This window comes from Acinetobacter lwoffii, from assembly GCF_024129715.1.
GTDB lineage: Bacteria > Pseudomonadota > Gammaproteobacteria > Pseudomonadales > Moraxellaceae > Acinetobacter > Acinetobacter lwoffii_U.
Genome location: NZ_JAMXXM010000017.1, coordinates 42,043 through 59,833, shown reverse-complemented (window position 1 = coordinate 59,833; position 17,791 = coordinate 42,043). Strand labels below are relative to the sequence as shown.

Sequence of the window (17,791 nt, the reverse complement as noted above, 5' to 3'; positions counted from 1 at the left end):
GTGAAGGCGGTTTCGGTGATCGTCCACAACGTTCGTTTGATGACCGTCCAAAGCGTGACTTCGGTGATCGTCCAGCTCCACGTCGTGAAGGCGGTTTCGGTGATCGTCCACAACGTTCGTTTGATGACCGTCCAAAGCGTGACTTCGGTGATCGTCCAGCTCCACGTCGTGAAGGTGGTTTTGGTGACCGTCCTCGTTCTAATGATGACAACCGTGGCAACCGTGTAGATTATAAACCAGCTCGTGAAGGCGGTTATGGTGATCGTCCAAAACGTGATTTTGGTGATCGTTCAGCTCCACGTCGTGAAGGCGGTTTCGGTGATCGTCCAGCGCGTTCATTCGGTGATGACCGTCCAAAGCGTGATTTCGGTGATCGTCCAGTACGTCGCAACTTTGATGACAAGCCACGTGGTGAACGTTCGTTCGGTGGTGAAGATCGTCCACGTCGTAAATTTAACGACTAATTCAGTCGCTAGATGAAGATAAAAAAACCGGTAGAAATACCGGTTTTTTTATGCATTGAGTTTTTTGCTTTTTAACGTAAAATGTCTACTAAATCATATTTTGTCAGGGTTATGATAATTATTAATATGAAAAGCTTAACTCTTCGATCTCAATTGATAGAGGTGTATATGCCATATATCGCATTGACTTTGATTTTATGTAATATTATCTATTATTTATATAGTCTTTTTAATTAATCAATGTACCTGGCTCAAGCTTAAGTGCATATTTTTATTACAAAAAATACGAAATAATCCATTGTTGTCATTTTTTATGATATTAAACCACCTTTTTCAACTGCTAACATTTTGAACTTCGTTCCTTTATAGTATGCATGCTGAAAAAATGCAGGAATAAACTCAGCTATGAAAAATCAAACAGCGCGAGATACTCAATCTCTGATTGAAGTCAAGAATCTGAGCTTCAAGCGGGGTGAGCGCGTGATTTATGACGACGTGAGTTTAAATATTCGTCGTGGGCAGATTACCGCCATTATGGGGCCATCCGGTACTGGTAAAACCACCTTATTAAGATTGATTGGTGGGCAGCTGGTTCCTGAGCACGGTCAGGTTTTATTGGACGGCAAAGATATTGCCACGATGTCACGTTCCGAACTTTTTTCAGCACGTGCACGGATGGGTATGTTGTTTCAGAGCGGTGCTTTGTTTACCGATATGAGCGTGTATGAAAATGTCGCATTTCCGATTCGGGCACATACCAAATTGCCAGAACATCTGATTAAGGAAATCGTGGCACTGAAACTGGAATCAGTCGGTTTACGTGGTGCAGAACAGATGATGCCATCTGAGCTATCCGGTGGTATGAACCGACGCGTGGCTTTGGCCCGTGCGATTGCGCTAGATCCTGAGCTGATCATGTACGATGAACCGTTTGCCGGACAAGATCCGATTGTGATGGGCGTTTTGACTCGTCTGATCCGTTCATTACGTGAAGCACTAGACTTGACCACGATTATTGTCTCGCATGATGTTGCAGAAACTTTATCGATTGCGGACTACATTTATGTGGTGGCAGAAGGCAAAATTCAGGGCGAGGGCACACCAGCAGAGCTGAGAGCGCATCCGTCTGCTTTTGTACAGCAATTCCTGACCGGTTCGGTAGAAGGTCCGGTGGATTATCAGTTTAGTCATCAAGCTTATTTAAGTGATGAGGTTCGTTCATGAATGCAATTGCCGCATTAGGTAGACGCGTTATTGAACGTGTACAGGGGATTGGGGTCGCGACCCTGATGCTGTTGCAGATTTTATTTTCCATGCCGACCTGGCTTGGCGTAAAGCTGTTTATTTATCAGATGTATCGGGTTGGGGTATTGTCCCTGCTGATTATTGTGGTTTCTGGCCTGTTTATTGGTGCCGTGCTTGGTTTGCAGATGTTTAGCATCTTGTCGACCTTTGGTAGTGAGTCGATGCTAGGAACAGCGGTCGCGTTGACCTTGCTGCGTGAACTGGCACCTGTGGTCGCTGCTTTGCTATTTGCAGGACGTGCCGGTTCAGCCTTGACTGCGGAAATTGGCCTGATGAAAGCTACTGAACAATTGTCCAGTATGGAAATGATCGGTGTCGATCCATTGAAGCGGGTGATTTCGCCGCGTCTTTGGGCGGGGATTTTCAGCTTGCCCATGCTCTCGGTCATCTTCGCCGCAGTCGGTATTATGGGCGGTAAAATGGTCGGTGTCGATTTTCTGGGTGCCGATGAGGGTGCGTATTGGAGCGGCATGGAAAGCAGTGTGCAATTTTATAAAGATGTCTTGAATGGCACTATTATTAAAAGTTTTGTATTCGCATTAATTTGTACCTGGATTGCGGTATATCAAGGCTATGCCTGTGTACCAACATCGGAAGGTATTGCAACTTCTACAACCCGTACAGTCGTATATTCTTCACTGTGCGTTTTAGGCTTTGATTTTGTGTTGACTGCGGTCATGTTCGGAGGTGTTTAATGAAATCACGTACTAGTGAGCTGGCCGTTGGTGTTTTTGTTATTTTGTTCGGGATTGCCCTGTTCTTTTTGGCGATGCGTGTCAGTGGACTGGTGGGAAGCAATATTTCCGACAGCTATAAAATGACGGCAACGTTTGAAAATGTAAATGGCATCAAGCCACGTGCCAAAGTCGCTTTAAGTGGCGTGAAAGTAGGACAGGTCGATGACATTACCTTAGATCCTGTAACGCGTCTGGCAACCGTGCATATGACCCTGGATGGCTCATTGACCTCTTTTAATACTGAACAATTAAAACAAGTTCAGCAGGAAGCACTGGAAGAGTTACGTTATAGTTCGGACTATACTGCGGCTGCACCTGCGCAACAAAAAGACATGGAAAAACAACTGTTAGATAACATGAACTCCATCACCAATATTGATGAAGATGCTTATATTATGGTAGCGACCAATGGGTTGTTGGGTGAAAAATACCTGAAAATTATTCCAGGTGGTGGTCTGAACTATTTGAAACGCGGTGATCAGATTGCCAATACCCAAGGCACCATGGAAATTGAAGATTTAGTGACGAAGTTCATTACTGGCGGTGCCGGTAAATCGTCGGATAGTCAAGAAACTGCCCCAGAACAGGCGACAGTTTCAGAATCGACTGATGCAGAACCTGTATTTGTTGAATAATAGATTGAGGAGATTTCAGTGAAGACTTTAGTAAAACAAACGCTTGCAGCAAGCATTCTTTCAACAATGATTGCTGGTACAGTGTTTGCTGCACCGTCTGAAGCACCACCTGTTTTTATTAAAAAAGTGGCAGATGGTTTGATTGAGCGCCTCAAAGCTGATAACGCAAAATTGCAGAACAATCCAGCGCTGGTAAAAGCGATTGTCCGCCAGAATCTGGATCCATACATTGATTCACAGTCTTTCACGCGTATTGTGATGGGGACTTATGCGACGAACCAGTATAGTACTGCTGCACAGCGCGCGCAGTTTGAAAAGAATTTCCGTGAAACGCTCATTGAAAATTATGGTTCTGCATTTTCCAAGTTCAGCAATCAGACCTATAGCGTGCGTCCGTACAAGGCCAGCAATAGCAAAAATCCTGTTGTAACCATCGACTTTAATAATAAAGGCGAGAAAATTCCAGTGGCGTTCCAGCTGGTGGACAAAGGTTCACAATGGAAAATCCGCAACATCAACGTATCGGGTATCGATCTAGGTTTGCAATTCCGTAACCAGTTTGCTGCGACAGTCAAACGTAATGGCGGTAATATAGATAAAGCCATTGCTAACTTCAAACCGGATGCAGAAGCTGCAATCGACAAGAACAAGAAATAATCAGATAGGTGAGCCGTGATTGTATTCAAGGATCAGGAATTGCAGGTTTCAGGCAAGATTGACTATGCCAATGCGCAGGACTATTACCTAAATGGTCTGCGTGTGGTTCAGTCACAGAGCAAGTTTCCGCTTGTGGTTAATCTAGCTGGGCTTGAAAGTGGTAGTACTTTGGCTTTGGCAGTATTGGTGCGCTGGTTGCGCCAAACTCCTCAAGCGCAAGGACTACAGTTTAAAGCTGTTCCTGCTAAAATGATGAATATCATTCAGGCCTGTCATTTACAGGATGATTTACAGATCACTCAGTAAATAAAAAAGCACCGACAGGTGCTTTTTTATTGTTGATACATTTTAAAAGTAAATTCCTTCCTTTATCAAAAGGAGGTTAGGAAGGATTAAAATATGACCTCACCCTAACCCTCTCCTAAAAGGAGAGGGAACTTCCTCTCTAAATTTATGGAGAGAAATGATATTTTTAAAAACTACTATCTCAATAAATATTGGAAGTCCTCTCTCCCTATGGGAGAGAGTTAGAGAGAGGGTGAAGAAATTAAATCCACTTCTTCCATCTAAAGTAAATCAATGGCCCGATTAAAAAGCCGATCAAAATAATACTGACCATAATGAAGCTCATGGTGCCTTGTGCAAAAGGCAGAACTTCGGTATTCATGCCATAAATACTGGCAATGAGCATCGGTGGAGCGAGCATACTTGGCAGAATCGAGAATCGACGAATTGTATCGTTCTGTTCCGTGTTAATGAATCCGGACGTGGTATCGAGCAGGAAGCGCACTTTCTGAAACAGGAAGGCATCATGTTCAACCAGCGAGCGGACATCTTCACTAAGTTCTCGGATATCCGCATCATAAATATGACTGCCTAAGGCGCGTGGACGAGACAGGAAAGTCAGAACACGACGTAAATCGATCAGACAGAGCTGCGCTTTACCGAGCATATCTTCCAGTTGAGCTAGTCGGGTAATCATGTCATCCAGATCAAGAATCTGCTCACGATGGCGGTTATTCAACACTTCAGTTGAATATTTCTCTAAATCTTTATGTACATCTTCCAGAATATCGGCCAGCTCATCCAGTTTGGCTTCGAGCAGGCCCAATAAAATCCAGGTCGGATCTTTATAATCGATTTCATAATCATTGCGGCGCGCACGGGCACGGAAGGCACGAAAAGCCACCAGCTTTTCGCCACGCAAGGTAAAAAGACGGTCCTTATGCAGAATGAATGCTACGGTTTGTACCGTCGCCAGCATGCTGGATTCATCTTCGTTTTCGTTCTCGACCTGATAGTTTTTATTTTTGGTTAAAAAATAGGTGCTGATATGCAAAATACCGTCATCATCACGGTAAAATCGGGCACTAGAGGAGATATCTTCCAGCGATTTTAAGGTCGGTAAGTTTTGCGCATAGGCATCTAGAATCCATTGCTGCTCTTCTTGTGAAGGTGCAATCAGATCAAGCCATACTAAATCTGGATGCAGGTCGAAATCACCATTAATCGTGATATCTTCTAAGCTACCGCGCTCTGTGGCGTAAAAGGCTTCAAGCATGCTGTCTTTTCTCCCTGGCGCAGTATGTGAATTGGAATGGGTGTATTTTAGACAAGGAATTGAATAAAAACACTGATATTAAGCAGTTATTTTTGGAAAAAGCGCGCTTGCAGCGATTTCGTACAATATAGCGTCAATTGGAGAGTGAAATGATGAATTCTATTGCAATTTTTTGTGGTTCAGCACTGGGCTCGGATCCTCTCTATGCCCAGATTGCCGAAAAGGTTGGCCAAACCTTGGCAGCAAGGCATCAGACGCTGGTCTATGGCGGTGGTCGTTCTGGCTTGATGGGAATTATCGCTGATAGTGCTTTGGCTGCTGGTGGCAAGGTGATTGGCGTAATTCCAAGACAGCTGGTCAATCGTGAGCTGGCGCATCCGCATATTACCGAGCTATTTGTGGTCGATAATATGCATGAACGTAAAACCCGCATGTCGGAACTGGCACAGGGATTTATTGCCATTCCGGGTGGTGCTGGAACCCTGGAAGAAATTTTTGAACAATGGACCTGGGCACAGTTGGGAATTCATAAAAAGCCTTGTGCTTTTTTAAATGTAGATGGTTTTTACGATGATTTACTCAAATTTATCCATATGACGACTGAGAAAGGTTTTACCAAAGCGCGCTTTAGCGATGCTTTAATTGTGAGTGATAATCTGGATGATATTTTGCGCCAGTTTGAAAGTTATCAGCCGCCTGAAGCGAAATGGGGTATGGTCGATCAGACCGATCTTGTAAAATAAGCTGTCCACAGCATGATTTGTAGAAAATAAATGAAAGTGATTACGGTGGCTGCAGCCATTATTTTAAATGAAGCGCAGCAACTGCTGGTGGTTCGTAAAAAAGGGACGTCCTGCTTTATGCAGGTTGGTGGCAAGCTGGAGCCAAATGAAGCACCAGAAGCAACGATGTTGCGTGAAATTCAGGAAGAAATTGGCACACAGGCACAGATTCAGCAATTCATTGGGCGTTTTGAAACCCAGACGGCGAATGAACCAGATCATCAACTGGTGAGTTATGTCTATTGGGTAAGTCTGGATCAAGCACCAAAAATTGAAGCGGAAATTGCCGAAATGAAATGGGTCGATCTGGATGAAAAAGAGCTACGACTCGCACCCTTGACCACTGAAATTGTGATTCCTTGGGTGAAGTCGCAGTTACTCGCCCAAGCTTAAATTTTCAGATTTGAGCACCTGCCAGACAGGCTGCATAAACTTTTTGACAGCCCAGTTGTTCAAGTGTTTGGCTCAGTGCTCGAATCGAGCTGCCGGTCGTCACCACATCATCAATAATCAGCACCCGACGGTAACGCAGCTTGGAAATGGTACTGATCTGGAATTGTGATTGGATGTCTTCAATCCGTTCCAGCCGGCTTAGACCTTTCTGTGAATGTTGTTTTAGTCGGGTAATCGGTTGCCAGATGGGTACATTCAGCTGTTTCGCTACATGTTTGGCCAGTACCAGCGATTGATTATAACCGCGCTCGGCCAGACGTTCAGTCGAGATGGGCATCGGTACCACTGCACTGACTTTGGGTAAGTTTAAACTCAGTAGTGCGCCGGCCAGCAAATTTTGCAAATGCAGTTTCTGTTCATATTTAAACAGTTGAATCAAACGATCCATCGGATAGGCATAGTCGCAGGCAATCTGAAACTGCATTTCCTGTCGTTGAATGGTTTGATGTGCCCACGGTAATTGTTGCCAGCAATCTTCACAGACTGAATGAATGACCTGATGATCGGTCAGGCAGAGCTGGCAGGGCTGCAAACGGGTCAGCCAGGATTTTCCATGTTCCAGTAATTTAAACATAGGCATAGCGCGGTGCTTCCGGTAGCCAGCGTTGCAATAATGCCTCAGCGTGATCAGGATAATCCTTGAGCATCTGCTGAGCCACATAATGTGCCTGATTGAGCAGGTGATCATCACGTTCCAGTTTGGCCACACGGAAATTCATGTCACCCGTCTGTTTGGTGCCAAGCAGTTCTCCGGGACCACGTAACTCCAGATCTTTCTCGGCAATCATAAAACCATCATTGGTTTCGCGCATGATTCTTAAACGTTCCTGACCATTTTGCGAAAGTGGATGCTTATACAGCAGGGCACAGAAGCTGGCTTTGGCGCCACGACCGACCCGGCCACGTAGCTGATGCAATTGAGATAGACCTAGACGCTCGGCATTTTCAATCACCATAATGGAGGCATTGGGTACATCGACGCCGACTTCGATCACGGTGGTGGCAATCAGGAGCTGTAATTCATTATTTTTAAACTGCTGCATTACCGCCTGTTTTTCATCGGCTTTCATCTTGCCATGTACCAGTCCGATATTCAGCGCAGGAAAGCGCTCGCGAATTTCGGCAAAGGTCGCTTCTGCGGCCTGAGCATCCAGGGTTTCGGACTGTTCTACCAGTGTACACACCCAATATGCCTGCTTACCTTCAGCACAGTTGCTGGCAATCCGTTGCAAGACTTCTTCGCGTCGATCTAATGGAATGGTCACGGTCTGAATCGGGGTACGGCCCGGCGGAAGCTCGTCAATCACCGAGGTATCCAGATCACCATAAGCCGACATGGCCAAGGTGCGGGGAATCGGGGTTGCGGTCATTACCAGCTGATGCGGGGACATGCCATCTAGCCCTTTATTTCTGAGTGCAAGACGTTGATCGACTCCAAAGCGGTGTTGCTCATCAATAATCACCAGACCGAGTTTGGCAAACTCGACATTCTCCTGAAACAGGGCGTGGGTGCCAATCACCAGATGGGCGCTCCCGTCCCGAATGACCTGTTCCGCTGCGGCGCGGGCTTTGCCTTTTTGCTTGCCGGACAACCAAGCGATATTAAGACCTAGTGGCTCAAACCAGCGTTTAAAGTTGAGATAATGCTGCTCGGCCAGAATTTCGGTAGGTGCCATCAACGCCACTTGCCAGCTTTCTTCCAGGGCATGACAGGCTGCGACACCGGCCACCAATGTTTTGCCGGCACCGACATCGCCTTGCACCAGACGTAACATTGGTTTATTGGCTTTTAAATCTTGTGCGATTTCTTTGGATACACGTTTTTGCGCACCGGTCATTTCAAAAGCCAGACTGGCCAGAAGCTGTTTGGCATAGGTTTTACTCGGTGCAAATGAAGGGGCTTCAACCTGCTGAATAAAGGCACGCCGGGTCAATAAACTGATCTGATGCGCCACCAGTTCTTCAAAGATCAGGCGCTGCTGTGCAGGATGTGAGCCTTGTGCCAGCTGCAGCATATTGGCATTGACTGGTGGATGATGGATATATTCCAGTGCCTGTTTCAGCGCATAACCATTGCTAAATTTTGCTGGCAGTAGTTCAGGCAGATGGTCGCTGTATTGAGCCAAGGCCTGCTGAATATAATCCCGTATTTTTGGCTGGGTGAGGCCTTCAGTCGCCGGATAAATTGCCGTGAGCTTGGTTTGAGGTAAAGGTGTGTCCTCAGTAATGACTTGCAGTTCGGGATGATACATTTCCAGACCGCGCGCACCAACCCGCACTTCACCAAAAATTCTTAAACGGTTACCCAGTTTGCAGCGGTCAGTAATGCCTTTATAAATATGATAAAAACGTAAAGTGACTTTGCCAAAATCATCATCTAGCAGCACAGCCATGGATTTGCGTTTGCCAGGGGGGAAATCCACACCTTTAACGATGCCTTCCAGCAGATAGCTGCGTCCCACGCTCAATTGATTCATAGGAATGATCGTGCTACGGTCTTCATAGTCACGTGGTAGATGAAAAAGCAAATCATCAGTATTGAAGATATTTAGTTTTTCGAGTAATGCAGCGGCGGCATTGCCAACGCCTTGTAACTGATGGACTGCAGCCATGTCCCCTCAACCAGATTTGTGATTCGGTGCTCAATGCATATTTTATTTATCGGTTATGGTAAAACATCCCGACGTGTGGCTAAACAACTATTTGAGCAAGGTCATCAAATTAGCACAATTAGCCAGAGTCCCAAAACAGATTCATTCGCAACTCATCTGATTCAGGATGTGCATCAACTGGATTTAACAGCAGTTCCTCCGATTGACTGGGTCTATGTATTACTTAGTCCAAAACAAAATACGGTTGAAGGCTATCAGCAGACTTATCTGGATTCGGTTCAACCTATTGTGGCTGCCTTGAAACAGCATCCGGTGAAGCGGATTGTGGTGGTGTCATCGACACGAGTGTATGGGCAAAATTCCGGTGAAATCGTAGACGACGAAACTGAAATTCACCCAATTGATGCTCAGGGCAAAATCTTGCAGCAGATGGAGCAGGCCTATTTCGCTGCTTATCCTGAGCAATGTACCATCATTCGTCCGAGCGGCATTTACGGTACTTCAGTTGCACGTCTGCAAAAAATGGCCGCCTCGATGTTGAGATATCCGAATCTGCATTGGTCCAACCGGATTCATGTTGAAGATTTATCACGTTTCTTGTCACATATGATTCACGTGGAACATCCGGAATCTTCTTATATTGTGACCGATAACCAGCCAAAATTATTGCATGAAATATTGCAATGGTTCCAACAGCAGCTGGGACTTCCTTTGTTGCAAGTAGAAAGTGAGCAGGTGACAGGTAAGAAACTTTATGCGACTCGAATGCAGAAAATGGGATTTGAGTTAGAGCATCCAGACTGTTATCAGGATTATTTGGAGTTAATGAAAAAATAAATCCAGTAGATTGAAGTTCTTCCTCCCTCTGGGAGGAGGTTAGGAGGAGGGCTTTTTGAAATTACCTCTCCCTAACCCTCTCCTGAAAGGAGAGGGAATAAAAAGCCTTACTTCTTTTTCCGCTTCGCGCGTTTCTTGGCTTGTTCAGCCGCAACTGCATCCAAAGCTTCTTTCAGTTCTTCATCCGTAAAGTCGGTGATGTGGTGCAGCATTTGTAGCTTCACTTCATCCAGTACCAAATCTGCATATTGAGCCACATTGGTTAGCTGCTCATCAAAGACAATCGCATTGTCTTCATTGGTACACAGATAACCTTTTTGGGTTAAGACTTTAATAAAGCTCTGGAATAGGGCTTTGTCGAAGAACTCAGGTGAGTTGAACTCATATAGCACAGACAGGCGCTGTCCCACCAGATAACTCAGCTCTTCGACCTGACGGGTCGAAATATTGCCAGAACCACGCTGGGTAATCAGTGCCAAAGTCATGTAGTAACGTTCCAGACTTTGGGTTACTGGTGCAGCTAGAACTTCAAGCTGATGATGTGCTTCTGTATTTGGTGCAGGTGCAATCAGGTTTTCACCATCTTGTGTAATCAGTTTTGAGGCAATTAAGCTGTCAATATGCGCATTCACCTGATCCTGAATCTCATCTTCATGCCATTTTAAAAACAGTTCAGCTTTGAGGAATGGGTACAGGGTACTGCTGATATTCACGACATCATGACGGCGAATGGTACCGTTATGTTCAACTAGGGCTGCAATCAAAGATGGCAGCACAAAAGTGTGCACAATATTATTACGGAAATACGTCAGCAGAACTGCCTGATTATCTTCAATCGCAATAATATCTCCCAGTACATGCTTGACCCGCTTGATCAGTTTCAGCTTCATCGCATAGGCAATAATTTCCTTGCCAGAAAGTGGCGTCACCTGCATGCGCTCATCATAAGGCAAGGCAGCTAGCAAGTTGCGATAGGTATCTAGCTGCTTGATACAGATCTCTTCATCCAGCGTATGTTTCGGCGTAGCCAGCAAGATTAAAGACAATAACGATACTGGATTGATCACGACCGCACTGTTGATATTTTCCAGAATGGCCTGTGCCGAGCTATTCACTGCATCAGAAACGGCTTGTGGAATCGGATCATCATTCTTTTCGATCTTGATATGTTCTGCGCCATGCTGTTTCAGAATATCATCCAGAAACACTGGGTTACCGAAGTTCAGGTGCACCTTGCCAAAAATGCGTTCAATCTTGCGCAGGGTTTTCAAAATACCAAAAATAGACTCAGCTTCTTTTGGCTTGCCACTCATTTCACCGACATAAGTGCCACCTTCCATCAGGCGTTCATAGCCGATATAGGTCGGCAAAAATACGATCGGCTTAGATTTGCCACGTAAATGACCATGCACGGTCATTGCCAGCATCCCGGTTTTTGGCGGAAGCAAACGACCGGTACGTGAACGGCCCCCTTCAATAAAGTATTCTAATGGTGTATTACGTGACAGGACGCTATACAGATATTCTTTAAACACCGTGGTATACAGCGCATTGCCGCGGAAAGTACGGCGAATAAAGAAAGCGCCACCACCGCGCAAAATCTGACCGACAAAAGGCATATTCAGGTTATCGCCCGCAGCGATATACGGCACCATCAAGCCACGACGATAGATCACATAAGACAATAACAAATAGTCGATGTGACTGCGGTGACATGGGGTATAGACAATTTCATAATCCTTGGCCAGTTCACGCACGGTACTGAAATTATGCACTTCCACACCATCATAAAGCTGGGTCCATAAGCGGGTCAGGGCCTTGTCGGCAAAACGTACGGTAGAATGAGAATAATCGGAAACGATTTCGTTCAGATAACCAATCGCACGACGTTCAGATTCCAGCATCGAGATTTTGCTACGAATACTGTCATTGCGAATCGCTGCCTGTACATCGGGTGACTTGATCAGGCCATGCATGACATTACGGCGGTCGGACAGATCCGGCCCGAGAATGACTTCACGCTGACCATCCAGGTAATCATTTAAAGTGCTGACAATATAGGTGGCCGGCGCTGAATTTGGATGCGTCTCTTTAGCAAAGTTAATCAAGGTGCGTAAAGACTGCGATTCATGGAACTCTAAATAAGACTGGCGACCATGCAGGCCGATATTGACCAGTTGTTTGACCCGGCTTGGCGTAGACCAGGTATCGGTAAATAAAAGCTTAAACCAGGAATCTTCTTTCTCAGGTTCACGTCCCCAAAGTACTGTTACCGGAACCAGTTCGACATCCAGCTCAGGGTGCTGCTCTAGAATTTCAATCAGGCGTAATAAGCGCGGCGGGAAAGCATGCGGTGGTGAGCTGAGCAAATTATTTTCATCATGATGCTGTAAAAACAGTACCGATGCTTTTTCTTTATTGTTACCCAGTTGCATTGGATCAAGTGCAGCCGGCAATTTTAAGCGGCGCGTTTCTGCATCGACAACCAGTGCATTACTACGAGAATGGTTCTGTAAAACGTAGCAGACCAGTTTCTGCGATTCTGCTGCAGTCTGATCAGATTCAGGTGCTGTCACTTCACTTGGTACTTCCCCAAGAACATGAGGGGTAACCACAAGATCAAGTAGTTTACTTGAAAGCTTGCGATACATTTGACCAAAGCCATTCTTGGACATAGCTGCTCCTAATTTTACTGACCAAAACCACAGGACTTCTGAGGGGATTTATTTTGCGGGTTTTTAAGATGAAACAATATATCTTTTTTTAACAACTTCAACAGAAGTGCTTCAATTTTAGCGTGAAAGCAGGTGCTTTTCCTAGTCACTTATGACATCAGTATGACAGAACAGTCATGCAAACTTTAGAGTTTCGGTCTGATTTTGTGGCAGAATATTCCAGATCAATTATTTAGATCCTTTTTTCCATTTTGGGATATCTCCAATATTAGATAGGTTGCTTATGAATGCCTTAACACAGGAACTGGTCGAGCTGCTCAGCTTAGAAAAGTTAGAAGAAAACATTTTCCGGGGAATCAGCCGGAATCTGGTGGGCAAGCGCGTGTTCGGTGGGCAGGTTTTAGGGCAGGCACTACGCGCCGCGTCTTATACCACAGACCGTCCAGCACATTCATTACATGCCTATTTTCTGTTTGGCGGGGATGTCAATGCACCGATTATTTATGAAGTGGATCGTATCCGTGACGGCAAGAGTTTTGTCAGCCGTCAGGTGCGCGCCATTCAGCATGGCCGTACCATTTTCATGTGTATGGTGTCTTTCGCGCATCAGGAAGAAGGGCTAAATTACCAGATTTCAGAGCCTGAATATCCACCGGCAGAAAGCCTGAAAAATGAAGCAGAGCTGATCAAGCAGATTATTGAGTTTATTCCGGAAAATGTTCGTGCATCTTTCACTCGTGATCGTCATGTGGAAATTCGTCCGGTCAATCCGCAAAATCCATTCCAGCCTCAACCTGAAGCACCGTCTTATGCGCACTATATCCGTACGCATGACCGTATTGCTGCAGAAGTCGATCAGATCTCCTTGCATCAGGCCATTGCTGCTTTCTATTCTGACTTTACCTTGATGACCACAGCGCTTCGTCCACATGGTCTGAGCTATATCTCGCCAAGCTTACAATGTGCCAGTATTGACCATGCCATGTACTTCCATAAACCATTCCGTGCGGATGAATGGATGCTTTACGATATGGATGCCACCCAGAGCGCCAGTTCGCGCGGCCTGAATTTTGGCCGGATGTGGCAGAACGGCGAGCTGGTCTGCAGTACCTCTCAGGAAGGTCTGATCCGCTTACGTGAAATCGAAACACAATAAGTTTGTAGTCTGTCAAAAAGCCGAATCCTAGATTGGGTTTTTTGTTTTTAAGCCGGATGAAAAAGGCCATTTGATGCCATGCTTCAACCATGCGTTTATAAAATATTACTCGATTCTATAGACACTGCATGGCATAGTGCGGCTTAAGATCAATATTAAAAATGCATGAAAAGATGAGCTTAAATACGCAAATTTTAATTGCCGCCGTATTGGGGGTGCTGTTTGGATTTCTATTGACGATATTTCCGCAGACCTCATTTTTTGATATCAGCTTATATGGCATCGGCATCGTCAGCAGTATTTTTATTGGCTTGTTAAAAATGCTGTTAGTGCCGCTGATTTTTAGCTCGATCGTGGTCGGCGTATCCAATCTGCAGGCGGGTGGGCAGCTAAGCCGCACCTGGAAAGTTACCCTGATGTGCTGTGTGACCACCACTACCTTAGCACTCATTTTGGGGCTGGCGTGTGCGCATTTGTTTAATGTCGGTAAGGGTGTTGATGTGCTGATGTTCCAGGATGCCATGGCGCAACATCAAACACCGGATACGCTTACGCCATCTTCTTTCTTTACCAACTTTATTCAGAATACCCTGATCAATCCGTTTAAAGCATTTGCCGATGGGAATGTCTTGGCGGTGGTAGTCTTTGCCTTATTTGTGGGTGTAGCACTAGTCGCAGGTGGAGATAAATTCCGTACTGTGCGCAAGCTGAGTCACCAGTTTTTTGAAATCATGATGTTGATGATTGGCTGGGTGATGAAACTGGCACCGCTCGGTATTTTTGCCTTATTGGCTAAATTAATTGCCACTGAAGATGTTTCAGTTCTCAGTCGTTTGGCTGAATTCGCTGCGGTAGTCACCGGTACGACGATTTTTCATGGCATCGTGGTTTTGCCTTTATTGCTGTGGATTTTCGGCAAGATGGATCCGGTCACGTTCTTTAAAGGCACACGTGCTGCCTTGATTACTGCCTTTGCCACCAGTTCCAGTTCGGCCACCATGCCCTTGTCGATGAAATGCGCGCAGGAAAATTTAGGGGTACGTCCACACACTGCAGGCTTTGTGATTCCACTTGGTACACAGTTGAATATGGATGGTACGGCGCTGTATGAAGCAGCTGCAGCTCTGTTTATTGCCAATTTAATGGGGCTGGATCTGAGTCTGGGGCAGCAACTGGTGGTCTGTGCAACTGCGATGATTGCATCCTTAGGTGCACCGGGAATTCCGAGTGCCGGTATGGTGACCATGATTATGGTCTTGCAATCGGTTGGTTTACCTGCCGAGGCGATTGCCATTCTTTTACCGATCGACCGTTTACTGGATACCGTACGTACAGTGGTGAATGTTCAGGGAGATATGATGATCAGCGTGGTGGTGGACCGGCATACGCGTGAACCCGATCTTCAAGCTACAGATAGCTAAAACATTTAAAAAAATAAAAAAAAGCAGGTATTTGACCTGCTTTTTTATTTGTACGTTGAGTTTTAATAAATCAAGAATGATCACAGATCATTTAGGTGATATGGTCTTAATCCGCTGAACGCTTATTCTGATTTAGCTCATCTGCCGCTTTAAGCTCGGATTGATCCTGCTCAAGCAATTCCAGTGGTTCTTCAGCTTCATTTAAATCATATGTCGATACTTCAGTAACATGCTCCGAATCGGATTCACTAAGCTCGAGTTCTTCAAGCGGTTCATCCGATTCATTCAAATCATGCACTGATGCTTCAGGAATACTGTCCAGATCATATTCAGAGGCTTGATCTAAGGTAAAGTTCAAACGGCCACCCATGACACTGGCCAGTTCTTCTAAACCTTGTTTGTTCATGGAGGAGAACAGTTGAATCGAGAAATCCAGCTTCATCTTTTTCAATGCCGCTTTGACTTCCTGCAAGGCTTTGGATGCAGGACCACGGTTTAGTTTATCTGACTTGGTTAACAAGACATGCACGAACAACTGGCGAGAATAAGCCCATTCCAGCATCATCACATCAAAGTGTTGCAGGGGATGGCGAATATCCATCAGCAATACCAGGCCTTGCAAGCTTTGACGGTGAATCAGGTAATTTTCCAGTTCTTTTTGCCAGACCAGTTTCATTTTTTCAGGCACAGCCGCATAACCATAACCGGGTAAGTCGACCAGACGCTGATCCGGATTACCCAGGCTGAAAAAGTTGATCATCTGGGTACGGCCAGGTTTTTTCGATGCACGTGCCAGCTGTTTCTGGTTGGTCAGGGCATTAATCGCACTGGACTTACCCGCATTTGAGCGGCCGGCAAAAGCAATTTCATAGCCTGTATCTTCTACACAAAGACTGAGTTTGGGTGCACTCATTAAAAATTCGGCTTTGCGTAGCCAGTTGAGTGCGCGCACAGAATATTCAGTAATGGCAGAATCAACTTTTTTCTCATAGCTGATCTTTTGCTTAGGCGCATGGGCTGTCTTACTGTTTTTGGATTTTCCTCTGCTGTGGTGCATAACTCAACTTCAATAAATGATCTACAATGAAACATTATAAAGGAAGTCGCACAGGCAAGCGAACTTTGCCGCAAGAATAAGTCACAAGACATGACCCGGAAGACTTTAAAGATTAATCAGGCTGATCGGAGAATTTGTGCTGAAACGCGCATTTCGTGGCGTAATCACATCTTTAAGTACATAGTGATCCAGACTGCTATAAAACTGTTCCACGGCATCATCTAAAATGCCTTTTAAGCCACAGGTCGGACGTAATACGCAGGGTGGGCTATTGCATTCCACTACATTGTTGTCGCGTTGCAGGATCCGCACAATCTGTCCCAGCTGGAGGTTCAGGCTGGCCGGATTTAAACGTATGCCGCCACCTTTACCACGTGTGGTAATCAGCCACTCCTGTTTCGCCATAAAATGCACGATTTTCATGGCATGATTTTGTGAAACCTGTAATCGCTCGGCAAGTTCTGCAATGGTATAGGGGAGATCACGTGGCTGTGCGACATACATCAGAATCCGAAGCGCATAGTCAGTGAATTTATTGAGTTGCATAAGGTCAACAGCTAGAAAATGAAAGAATTGAATGTTAAAAGCTCCACGAATGGAGCTTTTAATCAGAATCTGATGCTAGTCTAAACCGTTTTGGTAATTAAAGCTTGAGCGGGGCAGACACTTCAACTACATCACCAACTTTGTAGTGGTCGATCAGTGTCTGTGCAACCGAGAATGCGGTTGGATTTTCTTCCGCTTTCACAGTAATTTGATATTGCTCGTTTTGAGCCTGATCAAAGCTAAACTGTTGTGGTTGACGAATGTGCTGTTCAGGCACCTGTACACGTACTGAAATATGTTCACCCGCTTCAGCACTTGCAATCGCTGCACCATCTTTAGCTTTAAGTGTAAAGATTTTACCTGCATCGGTATCATTGACTGCTGCTACTTCAAATTCGCGCCAGCCCGCCCAGCCACCATTTTCAGAAGCTAGAGTGGCATATTTAGATTTTTCCACACCAATCAAAATATCTGCCAGTTGCATATACGCTTCTTTCCAGGCTGCAATCAGGTCTGAGTCCATGGGTACATCTAAAACTTCGCTGATCGAGTGCAACAGGTTCTCACCGACAATCGCATATTGATCCGGTTGAATATCCAGGCTGACATGTTTAGTGGTAATGCGTTCGATGGCTTTGGCCAAAACGCCCGGATTGGTAATGTTTTCAGCATAGGCAAGTACTGCGGCAGCCAAGGCACGTGGTTGACGGCCAGTACTTTGATGATCCATGTTGAAGGTGTTTTTCAACTCTGGATGGTTGTTCAGCATGCGGTTATAGAAATACGTAGTAAGTGCTACGCCGTTTTCACGTAAAACAGGAACAGTCGCTTGTACAAGTTCAATATGTTGTGGAGTCATGAGAGCTATCTACAGATGTTTTTTAAAAGATGCA

General features: G+C 45.4%; 16 protein-coding genes and 2 pseudogenes. 11 read left to right on the top strand and 7 right to left on the bottom strand.

Annotated features, from left to right (window positions below):
* From NI462_RS11080 to NI462_RS11055, 6 genes and pseudogenes are all read left to right on the top strand, one after another.
* Positions 1-464 (top strand): annotated as a pseudogene (locus NI462_RS11080) (DEAD/DEAH box helicase); the annotation flags it as partial.
* 405 nt (positions 465-869) lie between these two features.
* Positions 870-1,688: an ABC transporter ATP-binding protein gene (locus tag NI462_RS11075; RefSeq protein ID WP_253160600.1), complete on the top strand. Its 819-nt coding sequence runs from the start codon at positions 870-872 to the stop codon at positions 1,686-1,688.
* Positions 1,685-2,464: a lipid asymmetry maintenance ABC transporter permease subunit MlaE gene (mlaE, locus tag NI462_RS11070; RefSeq protein WP_004281531.1), complete on the top strand. Its 780-nt coding sequence runs from the start codon at positions 1,685-1,687 to the stop codon at positions 2,462-2,464. Before NI462_RS11075 ends, mlaE begins: the two co-directional genes overlap by 4 nt.
* On the top strand, positions 2,464-3,141 hold the full coding sequence (gene mlaD, locus NI462_RS11065; protein WP_184412729.1) for an outer membrane lipid asymmetry maintenance protein MlaD: 678 nt from the start codon (positions 2,464-2,466) through the stop codon (positions 3,139-3,141). The genes mlaE and mlaD overlap by 1 nt, the downstream gene beginning before the upstream one ends.
* A gap of 18 nt (positions 3,142-3,159) precedes the next feature.
* On the top strand, positions 3,160-3,798 hold the full coding sequence (locus tag NI462_RS11060) for an MlaC/ttg2D family ABC transporter substrate-binding protein (protein WP_174894180.1): 639 nt from the start codon (positions 3,160-3,162) through the stop codon (positions 3,796-3,798).
* Positions 3,799-3,813: 15 nt separating this feature from the next.
* Positions 3,814-4,104, top strand: coding sequence for an STAS domain-containing protein (locus NI462_RS11055; RefSeq protein WP_253160599.1), 291 nt, complete (start codon positions 3,814-3,816; stop codon positions 4,102-4,104).
* A gap of 241 nt (positions 4,105-4,345) precedes the next feature.
* On the opposite strand, the gene NI462_RS11050 is transcribed toward NI462_RS11055, so the two are convergent.
* A complete protein-coding gene (locus NI462_RS11050) occupies positions 4,346-5,359 on the bottom strand; it encodes a CorA family divalent cation transporter (RefSeq protein WP_005248226.1) in 1,014 nt (337 codons plus the stop codon).
* A gap of 152 nt (positions 5,360-5,511) precedes the next feature.
* On the opposite strand from NI462_RS11050, the gene NI462_RS11045 reads away from it, so the two are divergent.
* On the top strand, positions 5,512-6,102 hold the full coding sequence (locus NI462_RS11045; RefSeq protein WP_004732303.1) for an LOG family protein: 591 nt from the start codon (positions 5,512-5,514) through the stop codon (positions 6,100-6,102).
* 30 nt (positions 6,103-6,132) lie between these two features.
* A complete protein-coding gene (locus tag NI462_RS11040) occupies positions 6,133-6,534 on the top strand; it encodes an NUDIX hydrolase (protein WP_004732301.1) in 402 nt (133 codons plus the stop codon).
* A 4-nt stretch (positions 6,535-6,538) separates the two neighbouring features.
* Here the strand turns inward: NI462_RS11040 and NI462_RS11035 are convergent, their stop codons facing one another.
* Together NI462_RS11035 and recG are read right to left on the bottom strand one after the other, a co-directional pair.
* Positions 6,539-7,174, bottom strand: coding sequence for a ComF family protein (locus NI462_RS11035; protein ID WP_253160598.1), 636 nt, complete (start codon positions 7,172-7,174; stop codon positions 6,539-6,541).
* Positions 7,161-9,206: an ATP-dependent DNA helicase RecG gene (gene recG, locus NI462_RS11030; RefSeq protein WP_253160597.1), complete on the bottom strand. Its 2,046-nt coding sequence runs from the start codon at positions 9,204-9,206 to the stop codon at positions 7,161-7,163. The genes NI462_RS11035 and recG overlap by 14 nt, the downstream gene beginning before the upstream one ends.
* 33 nt (positions 9,207-9,239) lie before the next feature.
* Between recG and NI462_RS11025 the strand changes: the two genes are divergently transcribed.
* The gene (locus NI462_RS11025) at positions 9,240-10,043 is read left to right on the top strand and encodes an NAD(P)H-binding protein (protein WP_253160596.1); all 804 of its coding nucleotides are present in this window, start codon (positions 9,240-9,242) and stop codon (positions 10,041-10,043) included.
* A 107-nt stretch (positions 10,044-10,150) separates the two neighbouring features.
* On the opposite strand, the gene plsB is transcribed toward NI462_RS11025, so the two are convergent.
* A complete protein-coding gene (gene plsB / locus NI462_RS11020; protein WP_253160595.1) occupies positions 10,151-12,718 on the bottom strand; it encodes a glycerol-3-phosphate 1-O-acyltransferase PlsB in 2,568 nt (855 codons plus the stop codon).
* A 283-nt stretch (positions 12,719-13,001) separates the two neighbouring features.
* Between plsB and NI462_RS11015 the strand changes: the two genes are divergently transcribed.
* The gene (locus tag NI462_RS11015; RefSeq protein WP_004645045.1) at positions 13,002-13,874 is read left to right on the top strand and encodes an acyl-CoA thioesterase; all 873 of its coding nucleotides are present in this window, start codon (positions 13,002-13,004) and stop codon (positions 13,872-13,874) included.
* Between the two features lie 173 nt (positions 13,875-14,047).
* Positions 14,048-15,295 (top strand): dicarboxylate/amino acid:cation symporter, encoded by a 1,248-nt coding sequence (locus NI462_RS11010; protein WP_253160594.1) that lies wholly within the window; start codon positions 14,048-14,050, stop codon positions 15,293-15,295.
* Positions 15,296-15,575: 280 nt separating this feature from the next.
* Here NI462_RS11010 and yihA read toward each other — a convergent pair.
* The 3 genes and pseudogenes from yihA to NI462_RS10995 form a co-directional block, all read right to left on the bottom strand.
* Positions 15,576-16,352, bottom strand: a pseudogene (gene yihA / locus NI462_RS11005) (ribosome biogenesis GTP-binding protein YihA/YsxC); the annotation flags it as partial.
* Between the two features lie 105 nt (positions 16,353-16,457).
* On the bottom strand, positions 16,458-16,898 hold the full coding sequence (locus NI462_RS11000; RefSeq protein ID WP_035341959.1) for an RrF2 family transcriptional regulator: 441 nt from the start codon (positions 16,896-16,898) through the stop codon (positions 16,458-16,460).
* A gap of 97 nt (positions 16,899-16,995) precedes the next feature.
* On the bottom strand, positions 16,996-17,757 hold the full coding sequence (locus NI462_RS10995; protein WP_005101211.1) for a globin domain-containing protein: 762 nt from the start codon (positions 17,755-17,757) through the stop codon (positions 16,996-16,998).
* Positions 17,758-17,791 lie beyond the last annotated feature (34 nt).

What these genes read in the sequence shown, in the direction of transcription:
- NI462_RS11010 (WP_253160594.1), top strand. Translation starts at nt 14,048, where the DNA reads ATGAGCTTAAATACGCAAATTTTAATTGCCGCCGTATTGGGGGTGCTG.
- NI462_RS11015 (WP_004645045.1), top strand. Translation starts at nt 13,002, where the DNA reads ATGAATGCCTTAACACAGGAACTGGTCGAGCTGCTCAGCTTAGAAAAG.
- NI462_RS11045 (WP_004732303.1), top strand. Translation starts at nt 5,512, where the DNA reads ATGAATTCTATTGCAATTTTTTGTGGTTCAGCACTGGGCTCGGATCCT.
- mlaE (WP_004281531.1), top strand. Translation starts at nt 1,685, where the DNA reads ATGAATGCAATTGCCGCATTAGGTAGACGCGTTATTGAACGTGTACAG.
- plsB (WP_253160595.1), bottom strand. Translation starts at nt 12,718, where the DNA reads ATGTCCAAGAATGGCTTTGGTCAAATGTATCGCAAGCTTTCAAGTAAA.
- NI462_RS11000 (WP_035341959.1), bottom strand. Translation starts at nt 16,898, where the DNA reads ATGCAACTCAATAAATTCACTGACTATGCGCTTCGGATTCTGATGTAT.
- NI462_RS11040 (WP_004732301.1), top strand. Translation starts at nt 6,133, where the DNA reads ATGAAAGTGATTACGGTGGCTGCAGCCATTATTTTAAATGAAGCGCAG.
- NI462_RS11050 (WP_005248226.1), bottom strand. Translation starts at nt 5,359, where the DNA reads ATGCTTGAAGCCTTTTACGCCACAGAGCGCGGTAGCTTAGAAGATATC.
- NI462_RS11035 (WP_253160598.1), bottom strand. Translation starts at nt 7,174, where the DNA reads ATGCCTATGTTTAAATTACTGGAACATGGAAAATCCTGGCTGACCCGT.
- NI462_RS11075 (WP_253160600.1), top strand. Translation starts at nt 870, where the DNA reads ATGAAAAATCAAACAGCGCGAGATACTCAATCTCTGATTGAAGTCAAG.
- recG (WP_253160597.1), bottom strand. Translation starts at nt 9,206, where the DNA reads ATGGCTGCAGTCCATCAGTTACAAGGCGTTGGCAATGCCGCCGCTGCA.
- NI462_RS11025 (WP_253160596.1), top strand. Translation starts at nt 9,240, where the DNA reads ATGCATATTTTATTTATCGGTTATGGTAAAACATCCCGACGTGTGGCT.
- NI462_RS10995 (WP_005101211.1), bottom strand. Translation starts at nt 17,757, where the DNA reads ATGACTCCACAACATATTGAACTTGTACAAGCGACTGTTCCTGTTTTA.
- mlaD (WP_184412729.1), top strand. Translation starts at nt 2,464, where the DNA reads ATGAAATCACGTACTAGTGAGCTGGCCGTTGGTGTTTTTGTTATTTTG.